The following is a 19,219-nucleotide window of genomic DNA, read 5'->3' as shown; positions in this document are numbered from 1 at the left end:
CCCTTGACGGTGAATTCAATGAGCGATCAACAAGACCGGCGAAGCCTCCCGAACTCGCCGGTACAATGGCCTGTCACTGACCACCCGGAGCCTGCGCCTTTAATGTCGTTGTTCAATCGTTTGACTGCATTTTCAACCCAGAGCGGCAGGGCGGTCGGTCTTGTCTGGGCGACTTCCCGCCCCTTGTTCTGCGGCTTGATCGTGGCAACACTGGTCGCCGGCCTATTGCCCGCGCTCGCCGCCTGGATCGGCCAGCGGATCGTCGATGCGGTGGTTCAGGCGATGCAGATCCATGGCAATGGCAGCCAGGCGCCGGTATGGCCTGTCCTGCGTTACGTGTTGGCCGAGGCGGGCGTATTGGCGTTGCTGGCCGCGGCGCAACGGGCGCTTTCAATGCAACAAGCGCTACTGCGGGTGCAGTTGGGGCAGAAGGTCAACCTGATGATCCTGGAAAAGGCCCAGACCTTTTCGCTGCTGCAGTTCGAGGACTCGGCCTTTTACGACAAGTTGGTGCGCGTGCGCCGCGATGCGTCGACCCGGCCACTGGGCCTCGTCACAAAAGGCCTGGGGCTCACGCAAAACCTTATCTCGCTGGTCAGCTTTGCGGTGCTGCTGGTGCATTTTTCCCCTTGGGCGCTGCTGATCCTGGTGCTCGGCGCGCTGCCGGTGTTTTTCGCCGAGACGCATTTTTCGGGTAATGCCTTCCGCCTGTTTCAGCGTCGCGCCCCGGAAACTCGCCATCAAAATTACCTGGAATCATTGCTGTCCCATGAGGCGCACACCAAGGAAGTGAAGCTTTTCGGCATGGCGCCGTTGTTGCTGCAACGCTATCGCGACAATTTCATGCGCTTGTACGCCGAAGACCGCCGGCTCACCGTGCGACGCGACGCCTGGGGCTTTGCCCTCGGGCTACTGGGAACTGCCGCGTTCTACGTGGCCTACGCCTGGGTGGTATTGGACACCGTGCGCGGCCAGACCACGCTGGGGCAGATGACGATGTACCTGGTGCTGTTCAAGCAAGGCCAAGTCGCGATCACTGCCAGCCTCAGCGCAATTGCCGGTTTGTACGAGGACGGCCTGTACCTGTCTGACCTCTACGAATACCTTGGCGTGCCGGTGGCACCGATACGCGGCACGCTGAAGGCCGGTGCACGCCCAGGTGACGGCCTGCGCTGCGAGCGCGTGGGCTTCCGCTACCCGGGTGCCGCGCACCCCACGCTCAGCGACATCAGCCTGCACCTGACGCCGGGCATGAGCTTGGCCCTGGTGGGCGAAAACGGCTCGGGTAAAACCACACTGATCAAACTGCTTACCCGACTCTATACGCCCGACGAAGGCCGAATCCTGCTGGACGGCAGCGATTTGCAGGACTGGGACGAACAGGCCTTGCACCAGCGCATCGGGGTGATCTTTCAGGACTACATCCGTTACCAGATGACCGTCGGCGAAAACCTTGGGGTGGGGGACGTCGACGCTTTCGATGACCAGGAACGTTGGCGGGATGCGGCCACTCAAGGGATCGCCGCCGACTTCATCGAGCGCTTGAGCAACGGCTACCACACGCAGTTGGGCCGCTGGTTCGTTGGTGGGCAGGAACTGTCCGGTGGGCAATGGCAAAAGGTGGCGCTGTCACGGGCCTACATGCGCCGTGAGGCCGATCTGCTGATTCTGGACGAACCGACCGCGGCCCTCGACGCTGGGGCCGAGGCTGCCGTATTCGAGCACTTCCGCGAGTACGCCGAGGGGCGCATGACGCTGCTGATTTCTCACCGATTCTCCAGCGTGCGCAACGCTGATCACATCATCGTGCTGGATCAGGGCCGGATTCTGGAACAAGGAACCCACGTGCAACTGATGGCGGGCGGCGGGCGCTATGCCAGCCTGTTCAACATCCAGGCGCGTGGGTATCGGTAACCACCCCGGCTACCCACTGACGAGGCAACACTCGTTTAGTCGCCAGGTAGTCATGGTTGAATAAACCGGCGGCCTGCAGGCCGATCAACGGGGGGCCCGCGATTGCAAATCAGATCGTGCCAACCTCAACTCTTCCGGTACGTCGATCCGCTCTTTTTTCTCTGTCCCGTTTTCCTGCTCACTCAAGGTTTCAATAGAAGGCCGGCCACAAGGTGGCGCATTCCTTCGGTGTTATGATTTGAACGTGCATTTCCTGCCAAGAGACTTTCCATGGATCGCTTGTCTACTTTGTTATCGCAGTTCGGTGTGCGCGCAAACCTGTTTTACAGTGGCAAGCTGTGCGGTTTGTCGACTTATGACGGTGCAGAAGGACGTGGTTATATCCACTTGCTACAGGCCGGCAGCGTTACATTGCTGGGACCTGATCGTAAGGACTTGCTGCTGATCCGGCCCAGCTTGATTTTTATGCCGCGTCCAAGTCGGCATCAACTGTTTGCCGGTGAGTCCGAGGGCGCTCAGTTGTTGTGTGCAACGATGGAGTTTGAGGGAGGGGTCGACAATCCGGTGTCGGCTTCATTACCCGATTGTCTGGTGCTGTCGCTGGATGAACTACCCATGCTGGCCGATACGCTGAAATGGATGTTCCGCGAGGCGGCGGACTCGCACTGTGGCAGGGAGGCAGCCCTTGAACGGTTATTCGAGTTGCTGGTCATCCTGTTGTTTCGACATCTGCTCGATCACCACCAGTTGCATACCGGGGTCATGGCGGGTCTGGCCGATCCGAGGTTGTCACGCTCTCTTTTGCAGATTCACAACTCACCTCATCTGGCGTGGTCAATTGCGGGACTGGCGAGCGAATCGAACATGTCGCGCGCGGCCTACGCAGTGCACTTTCGGGCGGTCATCGGGCAAACGCCCGCCGATTATCTGTTGAGTTGGCGTATCAGCCTGGCGCAGAAGCGTCTTCGTGAAGGCCGATCGATTACTCTCATTGCCTCCGAAGTGGGTTATGAAAGTCCCTCGGCACTTGCACGCGCGTTTCGACGCAAGACTGGCTACAGCCCTCGGGACTGGATGAAGGACGTGGCAGGCGGAGAAGAGGGGGCAATGACCTGAAAGCGTTGAATCGCTTCAGGCCATTGCAGTGGCAAATCATCGGCTCATCGGCGTTCCAGGGCCATCAGCGAATGGCCGGCCACAAAGATCGAGGCGGCAAGCAGCCCGATATCTTTGAGTAGAAACTGGCCTGGAGCGACGGAAATAGCGGGAAAACCGAGGCCGGGCTCAATCACGCCGGGTGTCGAGAACATGAAGCTCAAGGTGGTGAAAAACAGTCCGGCAGACAGCACGCCACCTATCAAAGAAAGCTTCGGTGACAGCAAGCGACCAGCAATGAGTGTTCCGATCGACACTTCCAGCACACCGAGCAGGCTGGAGAAGGTATCGACGCTGAAAATATTATAAACCCAGCCCAGAAATGGACTGTTGCTCACCAGCGGAACAAGCCCGGCTGCCTCGTAGTGCGTGAACTTCATTCCGCCGAACCAGAAGTAAATGACGGCGAGCGCAAAATAGGCCCCATAGATGCCAAGCGCCATGATTTTGAACCCGAGCGTAGAAGGGGTTTGTGCGGTGTTGGTTTCGTCGTTTTCGAGTCTTAAGGTTTTCATGATCAATGCTTCCAAGAGTGTGATGAGGAACGCTGATTAACGACCCTGCGCCTTGCGCAATGGGAGTAGAAACAGTGTTGCCTTTGTGTGCACGCTCGTGGCGTTTGAACGTATTGCGTTCGGTGCAGATCGTCTTGACTCATCCAGATTGAAAACAATCGCCGTGTTGTAACGCGTCATCATTAAAACGGACTTGGCACGTTGAAAGCATGGCGGCATGCATCAATCGCCACCTGAGAGGACTATGGATTCCTTGCACATCCTCCCGGCGGCCAGCCGCCCCTTGAGTCAATACGCCGCTAAATCTCTTCTCTACTTCAGGGCCCGTTCAAGGTGTTCAAGAAGTACGCGCACGCGGTTGGGTACGTACTGACGAGTGGGAAGCACTGCCGCGATGGACAGTTGCTCAGGCACGACATCCTCCAGCTCGACGAGAGCCAGACTGCCATCCGCGAGCTCGTTGCGTACGTCCCAGTAAGTCAGCATGGCCAGGCCTAGTCCCAATTTGCTGGCCGCTCTGACGGACTCGACACTGTTGGCCGAGAACGATGCCTCAGCACGGATGGATACCGCCTTTCCCTGATGGACAAATGGCCAATAAGGCATGCCATGCAAGCCAATGCATTGATGATTCTTGAGGTCTTCAAGGTGGGTAGGCGTACCCTGCCTGGCGAGATAATCAGGACTTGCGCAGACGACGCGTGGGTTCGGAGCAAGCGCGCGGGCTACCAGCCCTGAATCGCTCAGCGTCGCTATGCGGATAGCGACGTCGATACCCAGGCCCACGATGTCGACGATGCGATCAGACAGTGTCAGGTCAACCTGCAGTGCCGGGTTTTCTGCGAGCAGCCGGGGAATCACCGGCATGATCAGTTCCTGGCCAAAAACAGTGGGGGCGGTGACTCTCAGTAAACCACTGGCCGTTCCGGCATTGGCTTTCAATGTGGCGCGCGCGGCCTCGTCAGCCTCCAGCATGCTTCTGGCGAACGGTAACAGCACTTCTCCCTCGGGCGTGAGGGACGCAGAGCGGGTTGTTCTTTGGACAAGCCGCACCCCTAACTCTTTTTCCAGAGAGGCAAGCCGTCGGGACACTGTCATGGCTGACAGCCCAAGTCGTCGCGCGGCCCCTGAAAGGCTGCTGGCGGTTGCCACGGCAGCGAACACTTCAACATCCGGAATCTGCATCGATTATATCTCTTTGCGTTACGCCGCCTTATCTCCCTGGTCGGCTTCTGCCTTCACCTGATTGGGGATATCGTCTACAACCATAAGGCCTTGGAAATGAATCTCTGGCCAACGAAGGCTCAATCAAATGAACACGTCCAGCAAGAAGATTCTAGCCACTTTCGATATTGGCGATCTGAAATTAAAGAACCGGCTCGCTGTTTCCCCCATGACACGCGTCAGCGCAACTGAACAGGGCAGCGCCTCGGAGAAGATGGGTCAATACTACGAACGCTTTGCCAAGGGCGGTTTTGGGCTGGTGATTACTGAAGGGATTTACACCGATCAAAAATTCGCCCAAGGCTATCCGTTTCAACCCGGGATCACGGATGCTGAACAAGCCCTGGCCTGGCGAGCCGTTACCCGGCGGGTACACGATCATCAAGGCGTCATGTTCGCGCAACTGATGCACGCAGGCGCTTTGAATCAGGGAAACCGTTTCCTGGGTGAAACGGCCGGCCCTTCCGCTGTACGCCCTAAAGGGGAGCAGATGAAGTTCTACTATGGCGAGGGCCAATACGCCATACCCAGGGTCATGACGGATGAAGACATCGCCGATGCAATTGAAGGGTTTGCCAATGCCGCAAAATTGGCAGTCGGGAGCGCAGGGTTCGATGGCGTGGAAATTCATGGCGCCAACGGTTATTTGCTCGACCAGTTCCTCACCGACTACACAAACCAGAGAACTGACCGCTGGGGGGGAAGCGTAGGGAATCGAATCGCCCTGACCCTGGAAGTCATCAAAGCCGTAAAGGCTGTCGTTGGGGGCGCTCCCGTTGGTGTTCGAATCTCGCAGGGCAAGGTCAACGATTACGCACACAAATGGGCTGAAGGCGAAGCTGCCGCTGAGACCATTTTTGGATCTCTGAAGGACGCAGGTATCCATTACATCCACGTCACAGAACACAAAGCCTGGACGCCCGCATTCAGCGAGAGCGGGCCCAGCCTGGTCAGCTTGGCGCGTCGTCATGCTCCTGGGGTCGCTATCGTCGCAAATGGCGGTCTGGACAACCCTCAGCATGCTGAACAGGTTCTCAACGACGGCGCTGACATCGTCGCACTGGGTAAAGGCGCGCTGGCTAATCCTGATTACCCGACCCGGCTGGTGATGAATCAGCCTTTGAAGGCGTTTGACTTCTCCCTGCTAGGGCCTATCGCGAACATCAAGGACAGTGAGCTGGTTTAAAGTTATCAGGGCGTTGAAGAACGCCCCAACAAAAGCAGTGACCTGATTGGCAAACTCGGGTATCGATGGCCAGGCCAGGCCAGGCCTGGCTGGGCTTAGCCCCTGACGCTCGAACACCGCGTATGCAGGAGGGTTCAGGCGGTTTTTGCGACCAAGGTTTGCGCAGCCAATTGCTCCACCCGAATCATCGGCTTCCTGGTCATGCTCAGGATCACAACGGCGCCAGTGACGAGCAATCCACCTGCAATGGCAAACGCCCAATTATAGCTCCCTGTTGCAGTGATGACGTACCCCGTCACAATCGGCGCCAACATCCCAAATATGTTCCCGCCGACCACGACGAACGCCATGGCGCGGCCTACGTCTCCCGAGCTTGGAAGCAGGTCGTTGAGCAGAGAGAAGTTGAGCGACGTAGTCGATGCGATACCTGCCAGGGTCAGCGAGAAAATCAGCACCAGCACTGCGATATCGTCAGCGAAGGGAATCAGCAGGATGCAGCTTGCAACCAGCATGGTCAGCGCGATGACGTTGCGACGTTTACCCGAGGCAGCACCACTGCCGTTCTTCAGATAATGGTCGCTCAACTTGCCGATTACAATGCACAACACCACAGCGGCGGCGTACGGAATGGCTGTGAACAGACCGCTCTTGGCAATGCTCAGGTGCCGTACTTCCTGCAGGTAGCTTGGCAACCAGGTAAGGAATAAGTACTGGGTGTAGACGTTGCAGCCTTGAGCGATGGCCAACCCCCACAGCGTTGGAGTCTTCAGCAGTTTTTTGAGGCCATACGCCGTCGTAGCAGCGCCACCAGCCGAGCTGCTGGTGCGTTTCGCGAGGTCGGCCTCAGGCGTCAGAGTACTTCAGGACAACTTCACTGAAATCCGACAGGCTATGGCTGTTCCGAAAGGGAGGGCGGCTGCGGCTGATTACGTTCAGAGCTTTATCAATCGCTCTATACGGAGCGGGTTTGTCGCCACAGCGCTGGATGCTAGCGGTGTACAAGACGCTCGTGTTGCGCAGCCTTCTGGCGCATAGGCGGGCTCAACAAGGATCGCTAGGTGATCGCTGCTGGACATACCCGCAGGGCCGTTGCCGGTGTGTTGCTGTTTAGTCGACACCCTTCAACGCGCCCCGGATCAGCGAAGCGAAAGCGTCTGTTGCCTCACCCACACTGTGCCGTCCCCGTACCGACGCGCCTGCAAGCGCTTCGCCGGCGCCGACGAGGCCGGTACAGCGGCGCTCTAGATCGGCTGTTGACAAGTCTGCGTGAGGTTCGAGCACGGAAACGAACATCTGCACGCAGTTATCCAGCAGCTCCTGAAAAACTGCCGCCTTTTCGTGACTGCCTGCCAGCGCCGCGCCTACGGCATGGAATTCATCTGTGTTGTCTGCCGCGCACTGAATGTAAGCGCTGGCGAGTACCAGGGCAGTCTCCTCCAGGGTGCGGTGGCCGCTGGACATTGCGTCAGTGAAAGCGCTGACCCGCTCGGTGTCGATCCATTTGTAGAGCTCGATCAACAACCCCGATCGAGTGCCGAAATGGTCATAGACTACCGGCTTTGATACGCCTGCACGCACGGCCAGATGCCCCAGTGTCAGCCGGTCCGCGTCTTCCTCGCGCACGATCAATAATGCCGTTTCGAGCAACTGACGTTTCCGGTCGGCGTTCGAAAGCCGACGCGCAGCTGCGGTATGGGTGGGGGGCTTGATGTCTTCTTCCATGTTGTTATTCCCAAAATAGTAAAACCTACCAATGGTAGGTTACGTTTCGCGACGCGCATGTTAGGGTTCCTACCAATAGTAGGTTGCACCCCAAAACGCAAGGAGAACGCAATGTCGGTTAATCCTGTTTTGTTCATGGGTGGTTCGGGCGCCATTGGCCACCACACTGCCCAAGCGCTGCGCGCCGCACATCCTGACGTTCCGCTGCTGATAGGTGGCCGTGACCTCGCCAAGGCTCAACAGGCCGCAGAGCGAATGGGTGGCGCACAGGGCGTGGTGATTGATCCGGCTGCTGAAGACTTGGGCCTTGGCGATCGCATGATCAGCGGCGTCGTGGTCTTTTACATGGACCACGCGCTTGCCGGGTTGCGTTACGCCCAGAAGCGCGGTGTGCCGCACCTCAGTATTTCGTCTGGCGTTTTCGAGATTGCACCGCAGATCGCCGCCTATATGCACCGGCCTGACGCGGCGCCCATCGTTCTGGGCTACGAATGGCTGGTAGGCGCGACGACGGTGTCGACGCTGCACATTGCCAAGGCTTTTGGCCGCGTAAACGAGATCAATATCAATGCGCTGGTGGATGAGCAAGATGCCGGGGGACCGACTGTCGCCTCCGATTTCGAACACCTGAACAGAATGCTGCCCGCCGCGCTGACCCGTCGCGAGGGAGTCTATGTCTGGCGCGAAGGAGAGGGTTCCAAGGTCAGCTTCCATGCGGTGGATGGTACGAAAGTCGAAGCTTCCGGCTTCTCGTCCATTGACGTCGTCGGCCTGGCCGCTGCAACGGGGGCGCCGGATGTGCAATTCAATCTGGGCGCCGGGGTTAGCTCAACCCGACGTTTGGGTGGGCCTATGTCGACCGAGATCATCATCGAACTCGCTGGCGAGGGCCTGCACGGTGAACCTCTGTGCACGCGTCACGCCGTTATCCATCCGGCGGGTGCGGCTCCGCTTACCGGGCTAAGCGTCGCAATGATCCTGGAGCGGCTGCTTGGGCTGGACGGCCAGCCCCCAACTGCGCCAGGTCTCTATTTCCCCTATCAAATACTGAACGCTTGCGCATACCTGCAACGCCTGGAAAAAGAGGGCGGCGAGTTGCGCGAGCTTGCGCTTCTCATGCCAGTGAAGAGCGATCAGTTGGGTTACCAATAGGGTCGGCAAGACGCAGACGGCTGTTATCACCAAAAAATTCACTGAAGCGCGATCGTAACCAGCGTTCGGCTGGGTCATTATCGGCGACAGCCCGCCAGACCAGCGATAACTCATAGGAACCCATTTTCAGTGGCACCGGTTCCGCCCGGATTCCAGAGCAGGCTGACATTGCTTTAGCTACGTAATCTGGCACGACTGCCAGCAGGTCACTGTCTGCCAGCAGGACCGCCAGTGCACTGAATTGTGGTACATCAAGAACCACCAGGCGGTTGCGAGACATTTTTTTAAAGGCTCGTTCGACATCGGTGACCAGCGTCCCCATGGAGGATATTGTCGCGTGAGGTCGGCGGCAGAACTCATCGAGACTTAGGCGCTTTGCTTCTGAATCCGCTCGTAGCACCATGGGGATGATCAAACGCAGGAACTTGCGCTTGGAGTTTGCTGGAAGGTCACAGGTATGACTGATACCCACTGATATGGCGCCATTGACCAACAGACCCGAAATCCGAGTGCAGTCCGTATGATGAATGACCAGCTTCACACTCGGCGCCTCGGCCCTCAGATGCCGCAGAAGCGGTGGTAATAATCCATATTCGACATCGTCAGATATCCCTACATGGAAGGTTCTAGAGCTGTTGGCAGGGTCGAAGTCAGAGACTTGGCTCAGCGTGATTGCAATGGTGTCGAGCATGGGCGTGAAACGTTCGAACAGGTCTTGGGCACGCGCGGTAGGCTCCATGTAACGCCCGTTGCGAACGAATAATGGGTCGGCAAACATCGCACGCAGGCGCGCCAGGGCACTGCTTACGGCGGGCTGACCGAGGAACAGTTTTTCGCCAACGCGGCTGACATTGCGCTCTTGCATCATGGCTTCGAAAATGACGAGAAGATTCATGTCAGCCCGACGCAGATCATTTCGACTCAGCAATTCAACCCCTTGGCGGTGCCTCGGAAAGAGATGGACGACGGTCTGAGTACCTTCTGTTTTGAGGTCACTCCAGTACCGTAACCGTGGCTGAAGTACCGGCACGCAGGCGAGCCCTATTGGCGTACTCGGGATCAATCAGGATCCTCACGGGGACCCGCTGCGCCAGTTTGACCCAGGTGTAGCTAGGGTTGATGTTGGCCAGCAATCGATTGCCCAAAGAGTTCTCACGGTCGGTAATGGCAAAGGCAATGCTTTGCACCGTTCCACCGAAGCTCTCGCCGCTCATCAACTGAATACGCACCCGATTACCTTCCTCAATCCGCGCAAGTTTGGTCTCCTCGAAGTAGCCGCTGACGTAAAACGAACTGCTGTCCACCAACGCCATCAATGCTGTACCGGGGCTTGCATAATCACCCTGACGGGTGAGCAGATTCGTCACGTAGCCGCTGACGGGGGCAACCACTCGCGTGCGCTGTAAATTGAGTTCGGCTTCTGCCAGACCCGCTTCTGCAAGTTGAACATTGGCCTGTGCCAGACCGAGATTGGCCTGGTCGCTTGACAACTTCGCGATGGCAATCGCGACATCCGTATCGGATTTTTCCCACTCCTCGCCAGAGATGGCGAAGCCTTCCTTGAGCGCGCGCCGCCTGCGTTCTTCACTCTGGCGTTGCCTGAGTTGAGCTGCACTGGCTTTGATCGCTGCTTGTGATTGGCCCACGGTTGCTTTGGCGACTTGTACCGAACGTTGAGCGTGCTGCACCGCGAGAACATAGCGCGCGGGGTCGACTTCCAGTAACAGGTCGCCCTTGGTCACGTGCTGGTTGTCCTGCACATACAGATTGACGATCAACCCGGAGATGTCAGCCGACAACGTCACCACGTCAACACGCACCCGGGCGTCACGGGTCCAGGGTGAGCGGGTGTAGTATCCCCAGGCAAGCCAGCCGAGTACGAACGCCAGCAAGAGAACCGCCAGAGTTATGAGTTGGGGCGCGAATTTTTTCAAGGTCATACGGTTCCCATCATCAGGATGACAACAGCGCAGACGCAGACATAGAGCGCTCCCTCAAACAGCGCCTCGTGCCAGACAAGCCGCAACACGCCAACTCGCCGCAGAGCCCAATCCAGCGACATGAAAATCGGCAGCGCGAGGATTAATCCTTGGGCAACTGGCGGCAGGTAGACGCCTGCAATTTCAAAATCAATCGGCAAAAGCAGTCACTCCGTCTTCCAGCGGATCGAATAATTCGTAGTAGCGCTCTATGAATGACGCGACGATCAGCAGGGCAACTCGAATACGGAATACCCTCCAGAGCTGCTCGGGCGCTGATGTCCATTCGCTGGCCTGCAGGTGGTCCAGGAAATCACCCAGGTTGCGAAGGTCGATGGTTAAAGCAAGCCTGTCGACGCCCGGGAGACCCTCTACATAACGACCGGTCTGGTTCAGGATGGACTGCAGCTGTGCCTGAGTTTCAGCCGTCAGCAGCGCACCAGACTTGCTTTGTTGCATGAGCTGGCTCACGGCTACACCTAACGCCATGCACGCGAGGCTGGCGTCGAATAATGCGGTGGATCGCTGATCGTCAGTGGCGGGCAGCAAGCCCAGCATCATGGTCAGTCGGTCCACCATCTGGCTTTCGAACACGAACCGTTGTTGATCCGGATTCGAGTGCTGGAGGAGCGAACAGACCGCCCCTCGGTTCTCTTCAAACAGGCGCTGGATGCGTCCAGCCGCGTTGAACGGGAACACCCAGGCGTATGCAGCCAACGATAGAGCGCATGCGCCGATGTAGGCTGCGGCGAACTCGAACCATTGACTGGCGATATCCTGCAAGGCCCCGGTGTTTTGCGGGCCTATCATCAGGAATGTTGAAAGCCCCAGGCCCATACCGATTCCGGCAGTCGTCGGGCTGGCCAGCCCAACCGCGATCACGTAAAGCAGAGGCACCAGAATCAAGGTCAGCAGTTCGACATTGCTGATGGCCGGGATGAGCAGGAATTGATAAACCGCTGATGCCCCCAGAGACAGAAGGAAGCCGCGGGCATAGTTCTGGCTTGCCGCAAGCGGGCGTGGAAATGTCGCCATCAATGAGCAGAGGATGCCGACCAAAATCATCCCGGCGCGGGCGCCGTCCCAAGCGGTTTCTATCCAGATCAGACCGCAGGCGGCCAGGGCGATGAACGCCCGCGCCGCATTCGTGCCGGCAAGGCGCCAATCAAGGTACAACGGATTTTCCTGCTCCTGATGGTGCCCACGACCTGCCTGAACACCGTCTTGAATCGCGTCGCTGATCTGCAGAATGTCTTCTAACTGCTGCAGCAAACGAGCCTGCTCCCAGCGTAACGTCCAGGCGAGTGCGCGCAGCGTGCCAGTAAGCGGGGAGTCGCGGTCCTCAGCCTCTTTTGCGTGCTGGGAAAACTGCTGCTGCAGTACCTGAAATTGCCTGCGCGCCGAGCTCGGCAATGACCGTCCGGCTACCGCTAATTTGTCGAGAAGCGCTAATTCATCGGCGCGCAGTCGGCGGATGTCCTCGGGAAACTCGCCCTTCCAGCGCTCGTCGATCAGCACGCGTTGACGACGCAAAATTGCAAGCCGAGAAATCATCAATACCCGTTGATTGGCCAGCCGTTGCACGAGTCCATCGGTACTGCGCAAACGCGGCGCATCAAAGTACAAGTGCCGGCGGAGGCCTTCCAGACTGCTGATTTCGTTCAGCAGACGCATTTGCCGATTGTGAAAGTCGGCCTCGCTTTCTTCAGTGCGGATGACGGCTGCGGCGTGCATCGCCATCAGCTTCAGCACCTGATCCATCTTGGCAAAATAGCTCCGTGCGACTGCTTCCGGGCGGGCCGTCAGCAGACTGACCAGGCACACGCAGGCGACCCCCAACAGCGTCTCGGTGAGCCGAGTGATCGCCAGCATCAAAACGTTGTCCTGCTCCGGCACCGCAAGCAGTGCCACGACCACCGAGGTAAATCCACTGAGCACGCAGGCGTGGGAGCGGGTGTAGCGCAGCAGCGTGCCACCCGCGGTACAGAGCGCCAGCCACAATGAAAGGCAGGCAATGAAGAGGAGCGGGGCTTGAGCAAAAAGGCCCATGATCATCACGGCGACGGCAGCGCCAATCAGGGTTCCTATCACCTGCGAGAAGCTGCGCTGCAGCGTCATGCCGCCCAACGGTTGGCTGACGATAATGACCGCCATTACTGACCATTTCGGTTGGTCGAGGTCAAAAATAAAGGCCAGGTACAACGTCATCAGGCCCGCCGCGACGGTGCGTACGGCAAACAGTAGTGCGCTGAGATCGGGTTTCAGCACCGCTTTGAGATAGCCCATCAAAGGCTGCAACAGATGCTTAAGCATCTGGCTACAGCGGTTCAGGGGCGATTAAACGATTGCCGTCGAAGCCCTCTACGTCGCCGAATCGACGCCGATCAAGGTTGTTCCAGGCTTGCAACGCTTCGTCGATCTCGGCCTTGTCATGGGCCACGAAATTCCACCACACATGAATGTCTTCGGAAAAAGGCACACCACCCAAAAGCAGTGAGTGCGAGGCGTCGAAGGCTTGTAATGCCACTTCGCTCAAACCTTTGCCGAGAAAGGCAAGTTCGTTGCTGGCAAAGATCTCACCGTTGACGCTCAGGTAGCCCTCCAGGGGCAAAATGCCGTATTCGTACTCCGGGTTCAGATTCAAGAGCGCGACCGCGGCTTCACAACATCGCAAGTCGATCCCTACCAGCGGTGAATAAAATCGGCCGGGCGCGGTTCGGCCGGCGAAACTGCCTGCCAGCAACGTAGCCCGCAAGCCGCCTTCGAGCCAGGTCGGAAGGTCAGGGTAGTGATCAAACGCCGGAGCGCGTTTCTGCTCTGCTTTGGGCAAAGCGATCCATAGCTGTACCGAGTGCAAATGACGGGCTTGATTCGCCGACTCCTCGGTGTGAGTGATGCCTCTACCCGCCGTCATCAAATTAACTTGTCCAGGGCGAATGATTTGAACATTACCAAGGCTGTCTCGGTGCAGAGCCTCGCCCTTGATCATCCAAGTGAACGTTTGTAAGCCAATGTGCGGATGAGGTCCAACGCGCAACCCTGAGGCGCTTTCGAAAAGGGTAGGGCCTGCGTGATCGAGAAAGCACCACGCACCTATCATTCGCCGTTGTTTGGCAGGCAACACTCGATGGACCGTTACACCCCCTCCAATTTCAGCAGTCCGTGCCGCAACCCGCTGGATAGGTGCCACACCCTTATTGCTCTCAGGAAGGTGCATTAGGTTCCCTTGTTCATTAGAAATGGTCATTGGAAAAAAGCACGTTCAGACCTGGTCGCCGGCACGGGCCGAGCCGGTCGCCAGCACGCTGAAAGAGCGGTATAGAACGGCGGGCGACATGCCAGCGGCAGCGTTGATTGATGACGATACTTTGCGGTTCCTGTACGCATTCCGGTAGTAGCGGCCAGTGGTTAGCTGTGTCGCAGAAATGGGTACCGTTGCACTGCATCTAGGGCCACCTCGTCAGGCCCAACGCCTGGGCTGGGAAGATCGACATACGTCAGGACACTGGCATCGCCCGGTATGCCGTAGACGGCTGCTTTCGCGATCTTTTCCTCCCATCGAAAGGCTTGTGAAACCGCCGCGAGCACTTGCGGCACCTGTGGTACGTGAGGATGAGCCAGCCATCCTCACGGGCGGCCGCCTTTTCGGGCGCCGTTATCATCAAGTACTAATCGTCAGCTTTCGCACTGACTCATTCGGCGGCCTTTTCGGGGTTGAAGCCGTCGGAGCTGTCGAAGACGCCCATGAAACCGGGAACGGTCGCTTCCCGTGACCAGTCGCGCTGAAGCTCGCAGTACATCTGCACGCGGCTGATGAGCTTCACACCCGCTTGCTCCATGCGGCGCAGCGCTGCTTCGTGTGCGGCGACTGACGTGCCGCCGACTGCGTCGACCGGCACATAGACTTCGTAGCCTTCCTGGATCGCATCCAGCGCAGGAAACGTCAGGCAGGCTTCGGTCCACAGTGCGGTCATGATGAGCTTGCGGCGGCCAAGTGCTTTGACTGCCTGCTTGAACTCGACGTCTTCCCAGCTGTTAATCGAGGTGCGGTCGTAGGTGGGCAGGTGGCCGATCACGTCCTGCAATTCCTGGATCGGCGGCTTGTTGCGACCGGTCTGTACGTTGACGGTGGAGTGAATAATGGGGAGGTTGTAGTTGAGCGCTGCCTTCGCAACGCTGGTGATGTTGAAGATCAGCTCTTGACGGGCCATCGAGCGGATCGAGGACACCTGGATGGGCTGGTAATCGATGATGATCAACGCCGAATTTTCGGGCGTTAACAGCTGATCGGTTTGAGTATTGCGGATGATTTCGCTCGCCATTGCGGGGTCCTTGTTGTGGTTGTTGATTCATGTCTGTGCCAGGGATGGATATGGCATCTCCTTGGGCAGCGGTCGCCAGGCAGCATGCTGCGAATGGAGGTGCCGACTTTAGAAAGGCATGCGTCAACAGCAACCTGCCAGAGAAGACAGCGGCATTCTGCTGTTCCTGTATCTGCTTCGGTAGTAGCATCAGATAAAGAACTGTGTTGCGGAAAGGGGAACGCCAGTTTGAATATTGAAGAGCTTCAGACGTTCGTTGAGGTTGCTGATGCGGGCGGCGTGTCGCCTGCCGCGGTTCGGCTTGGCGTGTCCAAGTCAATCGTCAGCCGCAGGCTGGCGCGGCTGGAAGAGGAGCTTGGCGTGCAGCTGCTAGCGCGGTCCACTCGCGGGGCTGCGCTGACGGAAGCCGGCGCCACATTCCGCGACTACGCAGCCAGGGTCTGCGCCGAGATGGACATCGCCAAGGAGGCAATCATGCCCACTGGGGCGCTGCGGGGCCGACTGCGCGTCGCTGCGCCGCTTTCCTTTGGCCCAACCCATTTCGCGCCGATACTCGCGGAAATGGCCCGACGCCATCCGGAGCTTTATGTCCAGGCGTGCTACAGCGATCGCTTTGTTGATGTCATTGCCGAAGGTTTCGACTGTGCGATACGGGTTGGTTATCTTCCGGACTCGAACCTGATCGCAAGATGCATCGGCCCGATCAACGCGAGTCTGCTCGCTAGTCCGGGTTACATCGAGGCGCATGGGTCGCCTCAGGAACCAGCGGAGATCATTGCCCACCAGGCCCTCATGACGGGGACTGAGGCCTGGCAATTCATGGATGGCGACAAGGTGGTCTCGGTGCGTCCGCGCGGGCGCTTCAGGGCCGACAACGGCATCGCGCTGGTGGCTGCCGCCGTAGCAGGACTGGGGATCGCCTATCTGCCTGATTGCCTCACCTACGACAACGTGGTTTCCGGCGCGCTCGTGCCGATCATGACGCGTTTTCCGGCGCCCCGTGCGGGTGCCTACGTGGTTCGCCCGTCAGGTCAGCATCCCGCTCAGAAGATTCGCGTGCTGACCGACCTGCTGATCGAGTATTTCGGACAGTCCCCTCACTTTGCTGGAGCCCCGCATCACTGAGATTGAACCTGGATTCGCTGCCGAACTCCCGGCCTATTCAAATTCTGAACTGCCTGACAGCCAAGCCCAGATCCGCGCTGAGCGCAGAAAGCTCTCGCACGGTGCGTGCGCCATGTTGGGTATCCTGTGCCACAGTGTCGATGGACGCCGCGATCTGTTGAACGCTGCGGTTGATTTCTTCGGAGACGGCTGTCTGCTCTTCCGCTGCACTGGCGATCTGCGCATTCATTGAGTTGATGGTTGAAATAAGCGCCGCGATTGCGTCCAGAGACATCATCGCGCTCACGGACTGTTCGCGTGTTCGGGTGCCTGCGCTGCTGGATTGCTCCATCGCAGCAACCGTATTGACGGTTCCTTCCTCAAGTCTGCCGATCATGCCGTGAATCTGTTTAGTGCTGTCCTGTGTGCGACTTGCCAATGCCCGGACCTCATCGGCGACGACCGCAAAGCCACGGCCCGCTTCGCCAGCACGAGCGGCTTCAATCGCAGCGTTGAGGGCTAGAAGGTTTGTCTGGTCTGCGATACTGCGAATCACTGCGAGGACGCCAGCAATAGAATCAACTTCCGCTTTAAGCTTCGTAAGCGACGAGCCACTGACCTGCAGATCGGCAACCAGCCCATGAATGCTTTCCACGCTCGCACTTACAATTTCGCCTGCCGAAGTCCCTTCATGTTGAGCCTGGTTAGCCGCCTGCGCAGCCTCTTGGGCGTTCTGCGCAACCTGCAGTGCCGCGGCGGACATCTCATTGATTGCCGCTGCGACCTGATCGGTCTCCTGACGCTGCAGATCCATAGCCCGCTCGGAACGTTGAGCCTGAAGGGTTACGTCAGTCACGAGCCTGTCCAGGTGATCTGTCATGCCTGCAACATTACCCACCAGATTGTGAATTTTTCCAACGAAACGGTTGAATGCCGCCGCCAGTTGGCCGAGCTCATCGTTTTCAGCTACTGGAAGCCGGTGCGTTAAATCACCATCGCCGGAAGCGATGTTTTCGAGTTGCAATCGAAGTTGCAGCAGAGGCGAGAACAACCGGTTCACCTGCCACTTCGCCAGGAGGGCCAACAGGATGGAAGCAACCGTGCTGAGCACGAATATCTGCAAAACCAAATCCGAGCGACGTGATCTCAGCTCATCGGCAAATTGGGCTACCTGTGCATCAATGTCGTCCAGATTCACGGCCGTACCGATCATCAGATGCCATTTATCCAGATAGACGGCATAGCCGATCTTGGGCACCACCTTCTCGCTGTCAGGGACGGGAAAACGGTACGTCTGATAGTGAGAACCGTCCCTGGCGACTCGCACCAGTTCGTTGATGACCGGCACACCATCGGGGTCTCGAAAGCTGCTGAAACTTTCCCCTATTTTCACGTCTTTATTCGCCCAAAACACACGGACACTGTTGGCGTCGTAGCCGAAGTAGTAGCCATCCATTCCATAGTGAAGCTGTTTGAGCAGGCCAATGGCTTTGTCTCGAGCGGCGAGGTCCCCTGGGGCTGACTCATCATAAATGGGCGCGATCGCACTCTGTGCGATCTGGACCGAATGCTCCAGCGCACTTTTACGGCCAGCGATGAGCGTGTCGCGTGTGTCTCTTATCTGGTCGTCGGCGGTTTTCTGCAGCAGCATTACAGAAAGACCCGAGATAAGAAAAGCGAGCAACAGGGCAGGGACGACGCACAGCAATACGACCTTGCTACGAATGGATAGGGTCATGTTCTAGTACCGGTAATTGTCATTGGGATCGGCGGCACGACTACGTGCTTATGAACGTCAGCATTCAATGATTCTGGTGCTCGCATTACCCGACAGGAATACGCCGAGTGAACAGGTGAGCGTCGTGTTTTTTTTCGCGGCGCTCAGCCCCCTGGTCAGGAGTAAACGCTGCACGGCTCATAACGACTCGTGCCCTGCATCCGGTGTTTTATCCAGGCACTCGACCAGCATTTCAGTGAGTACTCGAATCTTTCGCGTTGGATGTCGACTTCGTGGACGAACAACATGGATTCCCGCCAGCAGTGGCGGGTATCGAACCATCACCGGCACGAGAGCGCCGTTTTTGATGTGCTCTTCGGTGACGCTGTCAGAAAGATACCCCAGGCCAAGACCCGCCACCGCAGCCGCAACGAGGGCGATTGGATTGTCGGCCTTGAAACGTCCCTGTGGATTGACGGTGATGATTTTGTCGCCGTCCATGAATCGCCAGCTTTCAGTCCCTTGCATCAGCGATTGATGGTCGAGGAGCTCCGTCGGTGTCTCGGGTGCGCCATTCGCTTTCACGTATTCGGGGCTAGCCACAAGCTTGCCGTAGATGCTACCCACACGTTTCGCAATCAAGTTGGAGTTCTGTAGGTGACCCACCCGAATAGCGCAGTCGTAACCCTCACCGATCAAATCAACGGTTCGATCGCTGTAGTTCGTATGAATATTCAGAAGAGGGTGACGGCGCGCCATTTGCGCAAGCACCGGCGCGAGATGCGTTGGACCGAACGAGATCGGCGCTGCGATGCGGAAGCGTCCTTGAAGTTCTCCAGCGGGAAGAATGGCATCTCTGGCGGCCTCGATCTCGGCGACGATCCGGGCGGCATACTCCCGAAATGCAATCCCCGCATCAGTGAGTGCGGCTCCACGGGTCGTTCTGGCAAGTAGCTGTACACCGAGCTGAGTTTCCAGCCGCAGAAGCCTGCGGCTTATCACCGATTTCGTGACACCCAAACGCCTCGCAGCGGGCGAAACTCCGCCAGCATCAGCAACCTGAACAAAGGTTTGGAGCGCTTCAATGTCCAATACTTAACTCCTCGACATGTAACATCGATAAAATCCATTCCACCGCTTAAAGGTGGGGACAACCTTACGAAGCCAGATGTGTGGCTTTAGGTGGGTTATCTCGGGAGGGGTACGCCCCGCGTCAAAGGTTGACAGGG

17 protein-coding genes and 1 pseudogene are annotated in these 19,219 nt (G+C 57.9%); 5 read left to right on the top strand and 13 right to left on the bottom strand.

Annotated features, from left to right (window positions below; genetic code table 11):
* The first annotated feature begins 102 nt into the window (after positions 1–102).
* Entirely contained in the window at positions 103–1,914 is a 1,812-nt protein-coding gene (locus BLS87_RS17965; RefSeq protein WP_074754074.1) for an ABC transporter ATP-binding protein, read from the top strand.
* Between the two features lie 270 nt (positions 1,915–2,184).
* Positions 2,185–3,030 (top strand): AraC family transcriptional regulator, encoded by an 846-nt coding sequence (locus BLS87_RS17960; RefSeq protein ID WP_074754072.1) that lies wholly within the window; start codon positions 2,185–2,187, stop codon positions 3,028–3,030.
* Positions 3,031–3,074: 44 nt separating this feature from the next.
* Here BLS87_RS17960 and BLS87_RS17955 read toward each other — a convergent pair whose 3' ends face one another.
* The gene (locus BLS87_RS17955; RefSeq protein WP_074754070.1) at positions 3,075–3,584 is read right to left on the bottom strand and encodes a YkgB family protein; all 510 of its coding nucleotides are present in this window, start codon (positions 3,582–3,584) and stop codon (positions 3,075–3,077) included.
* Positions 3,585–3,896: 312 nt separating this feature from the next.
* Complete coding sequence (locus BLS87_RS17950) at positions 3,897–4,769, bottom strand: LysR family transcriptional regulator (RefSeq protein WP_074754068.1); 873 nt, start codon at positions 4,767–4,769, stop codon at positions 3,897–3,899.
* Between the two features lie 127 nt (positions 4,770–4,896).
* Between BLS87_RS17950 and BLS87_RS17945 the strand changes: the two genes are divergently transcribed.
* The gene (locus BLS87_RS17945; protein ID WP_074754066.1) at positions 4,897–5,994 is read left to right on the top strand and encodes an oxidoreductase; all 1,098 of its coding nucleotides are present in this window, start codon (positions 4,897–4,899) and stop codon (positions 5,992–5,994) included.
* A gap of 134 nt (positions 5,995–6,128) precedes the next feature.
* Here BLS87_RS17945 and BLS87_RS17940 read toward each other — a convergent pair whose 3' ends face one another.
* Together BLS87_RS17940 and BLS87_RS17935 are read right to left on the bottom strand one after the other, a co-directional pair.
* Positions 6,129–6,848, bottom strand: a complete 720-nt coding sequence (locus tag BLS87_RS17940; RefSeq protein ID WP_279616220.1) for an MFS transporter — start codon at positions 6,846–6,848, stop codon at positions 6,129–6,131.
* 253 nt (positions 6,849–7,101) lie between these two features.
* Complete coding sequence (locus BLS87_RS17935; RefSeq protein WP_208605180.1) at positions 7,102–7,716, bottom strand: TetR/AcrR family transcriptional regulator; 615 nt, start codon at positions 7,714–7,716, stop codon at positions 7,102–7,104.
* A 111-nt stretch (positions 7,717–7,827) separates the two neighbouring features.
* Here BLS87_RS17935 and BLS87_RS17930 point away from each other — a divergent pair, with 111 nt between their 5' ends.
* The gene (locus BLS87_RS17930) at positions 7,828–8,868 is read left to right on the top strand and encodes an NAD(P)-dependent oxidoreductase (RefSeq protein ID WP_074754064.1); all 1,041 of its coding nucleotides are present in this window, start codon (positions 7,828–7,830) and stop codon (positions 8,866–8,868) included.
* Here the strand turns inward: BLS87_RS17930 and BLS87_RS17925 are convergent.
* The 6 genes from BLS87_RS17925 to BLS87_RS17900 form a co-directional block, all read right to left on the bottom strand.
* Entirely contained in the window at positions 8,831–9,763 is a 933-nt protein-coding gene (locus BLS87_RS17925; RefSeq protein WP_083370705.1) for a LysR substrate-binding domain-containing protein, read from the bottom strand. The genes BLS87_RS17930 and BLS87_RS17925 overlap by 38 nt on opposite strands.
* 97 nt (positions 9,764–9,860) lie before the next feature.
* Positions 9,861–10,808, bottom strand: a complete 948-nt coding sequence (locus tag BLS87_RS17920) for an HlyD family secretion protein (RefSeq protein ID WP_074754060.1) — start codon at positions 10,806–10,808, stop codon at positions 9,861–9,863.
* Positions 10,805–11,008 (bottom strand): DUF1656 domain-containing protein, encoded by a 204-nt coding sequence (locus tag BLS87_RS17915; RefSeq protein WP_074754058.1) that lies wholly within the window; start codon positions 11,006–11,008, stop codon positions 10,805–10,807. Before BLS87_RS17915 ends, BLS87_RS17920 begins: the two co-directional genes overlap by 4 nt.
* Positions 10,998–13,160 carry an FUSC family protein gene (locus BLS87_RS17910; RefSeq protein ID WP_244165858.1) on the bottom strand — a complete coding sequence of 721 codons (2,163 nt, stop codon included), beginning with the start codon at positions 13,158–13,160 and terminating at the stop codon, positions 10,998–11,000. Before BLS87_RS17910 ends, BLS87_RS17915 begins: the two co-directional genes overlap by 11 nt.
* Before the next feature lie 4 nt (positions 13,161–13,164).
* Entirely contained in the window at positions 13,165–14,064 is a 900-nt protein-coding gene (locus tag BLS87_RS17905) for a pirin family protein (protein WP_074754056.1), read from the bottom strand.
* 475 nt (positions 14,065–14,539) lie between these two features.
* Positions 14,540–15,169 carry a hydrolase gene (locus BLS87_RS17900; RefSeq protein WP_074754054.1) on the bottom strand — a complete coding sequence of 210 codons (630 nt, stop codon included), beginning with the start codon at positions 15,167–15,169 and terminating at the stop codon, positions 14,540–14,542.
* A 228-nt stretch (positions 15,170–15,397) separates the two neighbouring features.
* Here BLS87_RS17900 and BLS87_RS17895 point away from each other — a divergent pair, with 228 nt between their 5' ends.
* Positions 15,398–16,294 carry a LysR family transcriptional regulator gene (locus BLS87_RS17895; protein WP_074754052.1) on the top strand — a complete coding sequence of 299 codons (897 nt, stop codon included), beginning with the start codon at positions 15,398–15,400 and terminating at the stop codon, positions 16,292–16,294.
* 37 nt (positions 16,295–16,331) lie between these two features.
* Here BLS87_RS17895 and BLS87_RS35250 read toward each other — a convergent pair whose 3' ends face one another.
* From BLS87_RS35250 to BLS87_RS17885, 3 genes and pseudogenes are all read right to left on the bottom strand, one after another.
* Positions 16,332–17,087 carry a methyl-accepting chemotaxis protein gene (locus tag BLS87_RS35250; RefSeq protein WP_425262234.1) on the bottom strand — a complete coding sequence of 252 codons (756 nt, stop codon included), beginning with the start codon at positions 17,085–17,087 and terminating at the stop codon, positions 16,332–16,334.
* A 102-nt stretch (positions 17,088–17,189) separates the two neighbouring features.
* A pseudogene (locus BLS87_RS35245) lies at positions 17,190–17,924 on the bottom strand (cache domain-containing protein); the annotation flags it as partial.
* A 264-nt stretch (positions 17,925–18,188) separates the two neighbouring features.
* Entirely contained in the window at positions 18,189–19,082 is an 894-nt protein-coding gene (locus tag BLS87_RS17885; protein ID WP_074754048.1) for a LysR family transcriptional regulator, read from the bottom strand.
* Positions 19,083–19,219: the final 137 nt, after the last annotated feature.

Source organism: Pseudomonas abietaniphila (assembly GCF_900100795.1).
In the GTDB taxonomy this organism is placed as follows: Bacteria; Pseudomonadota; Gammaproteobacteria; order Pseudomonadales; family Pseudomonadaceae; genus Aquipseudomonas; species Aquipseudomonas abietaniphila.
This window is presented reverse-complemented; position numbering and strand designations above follow the sequence as displayed.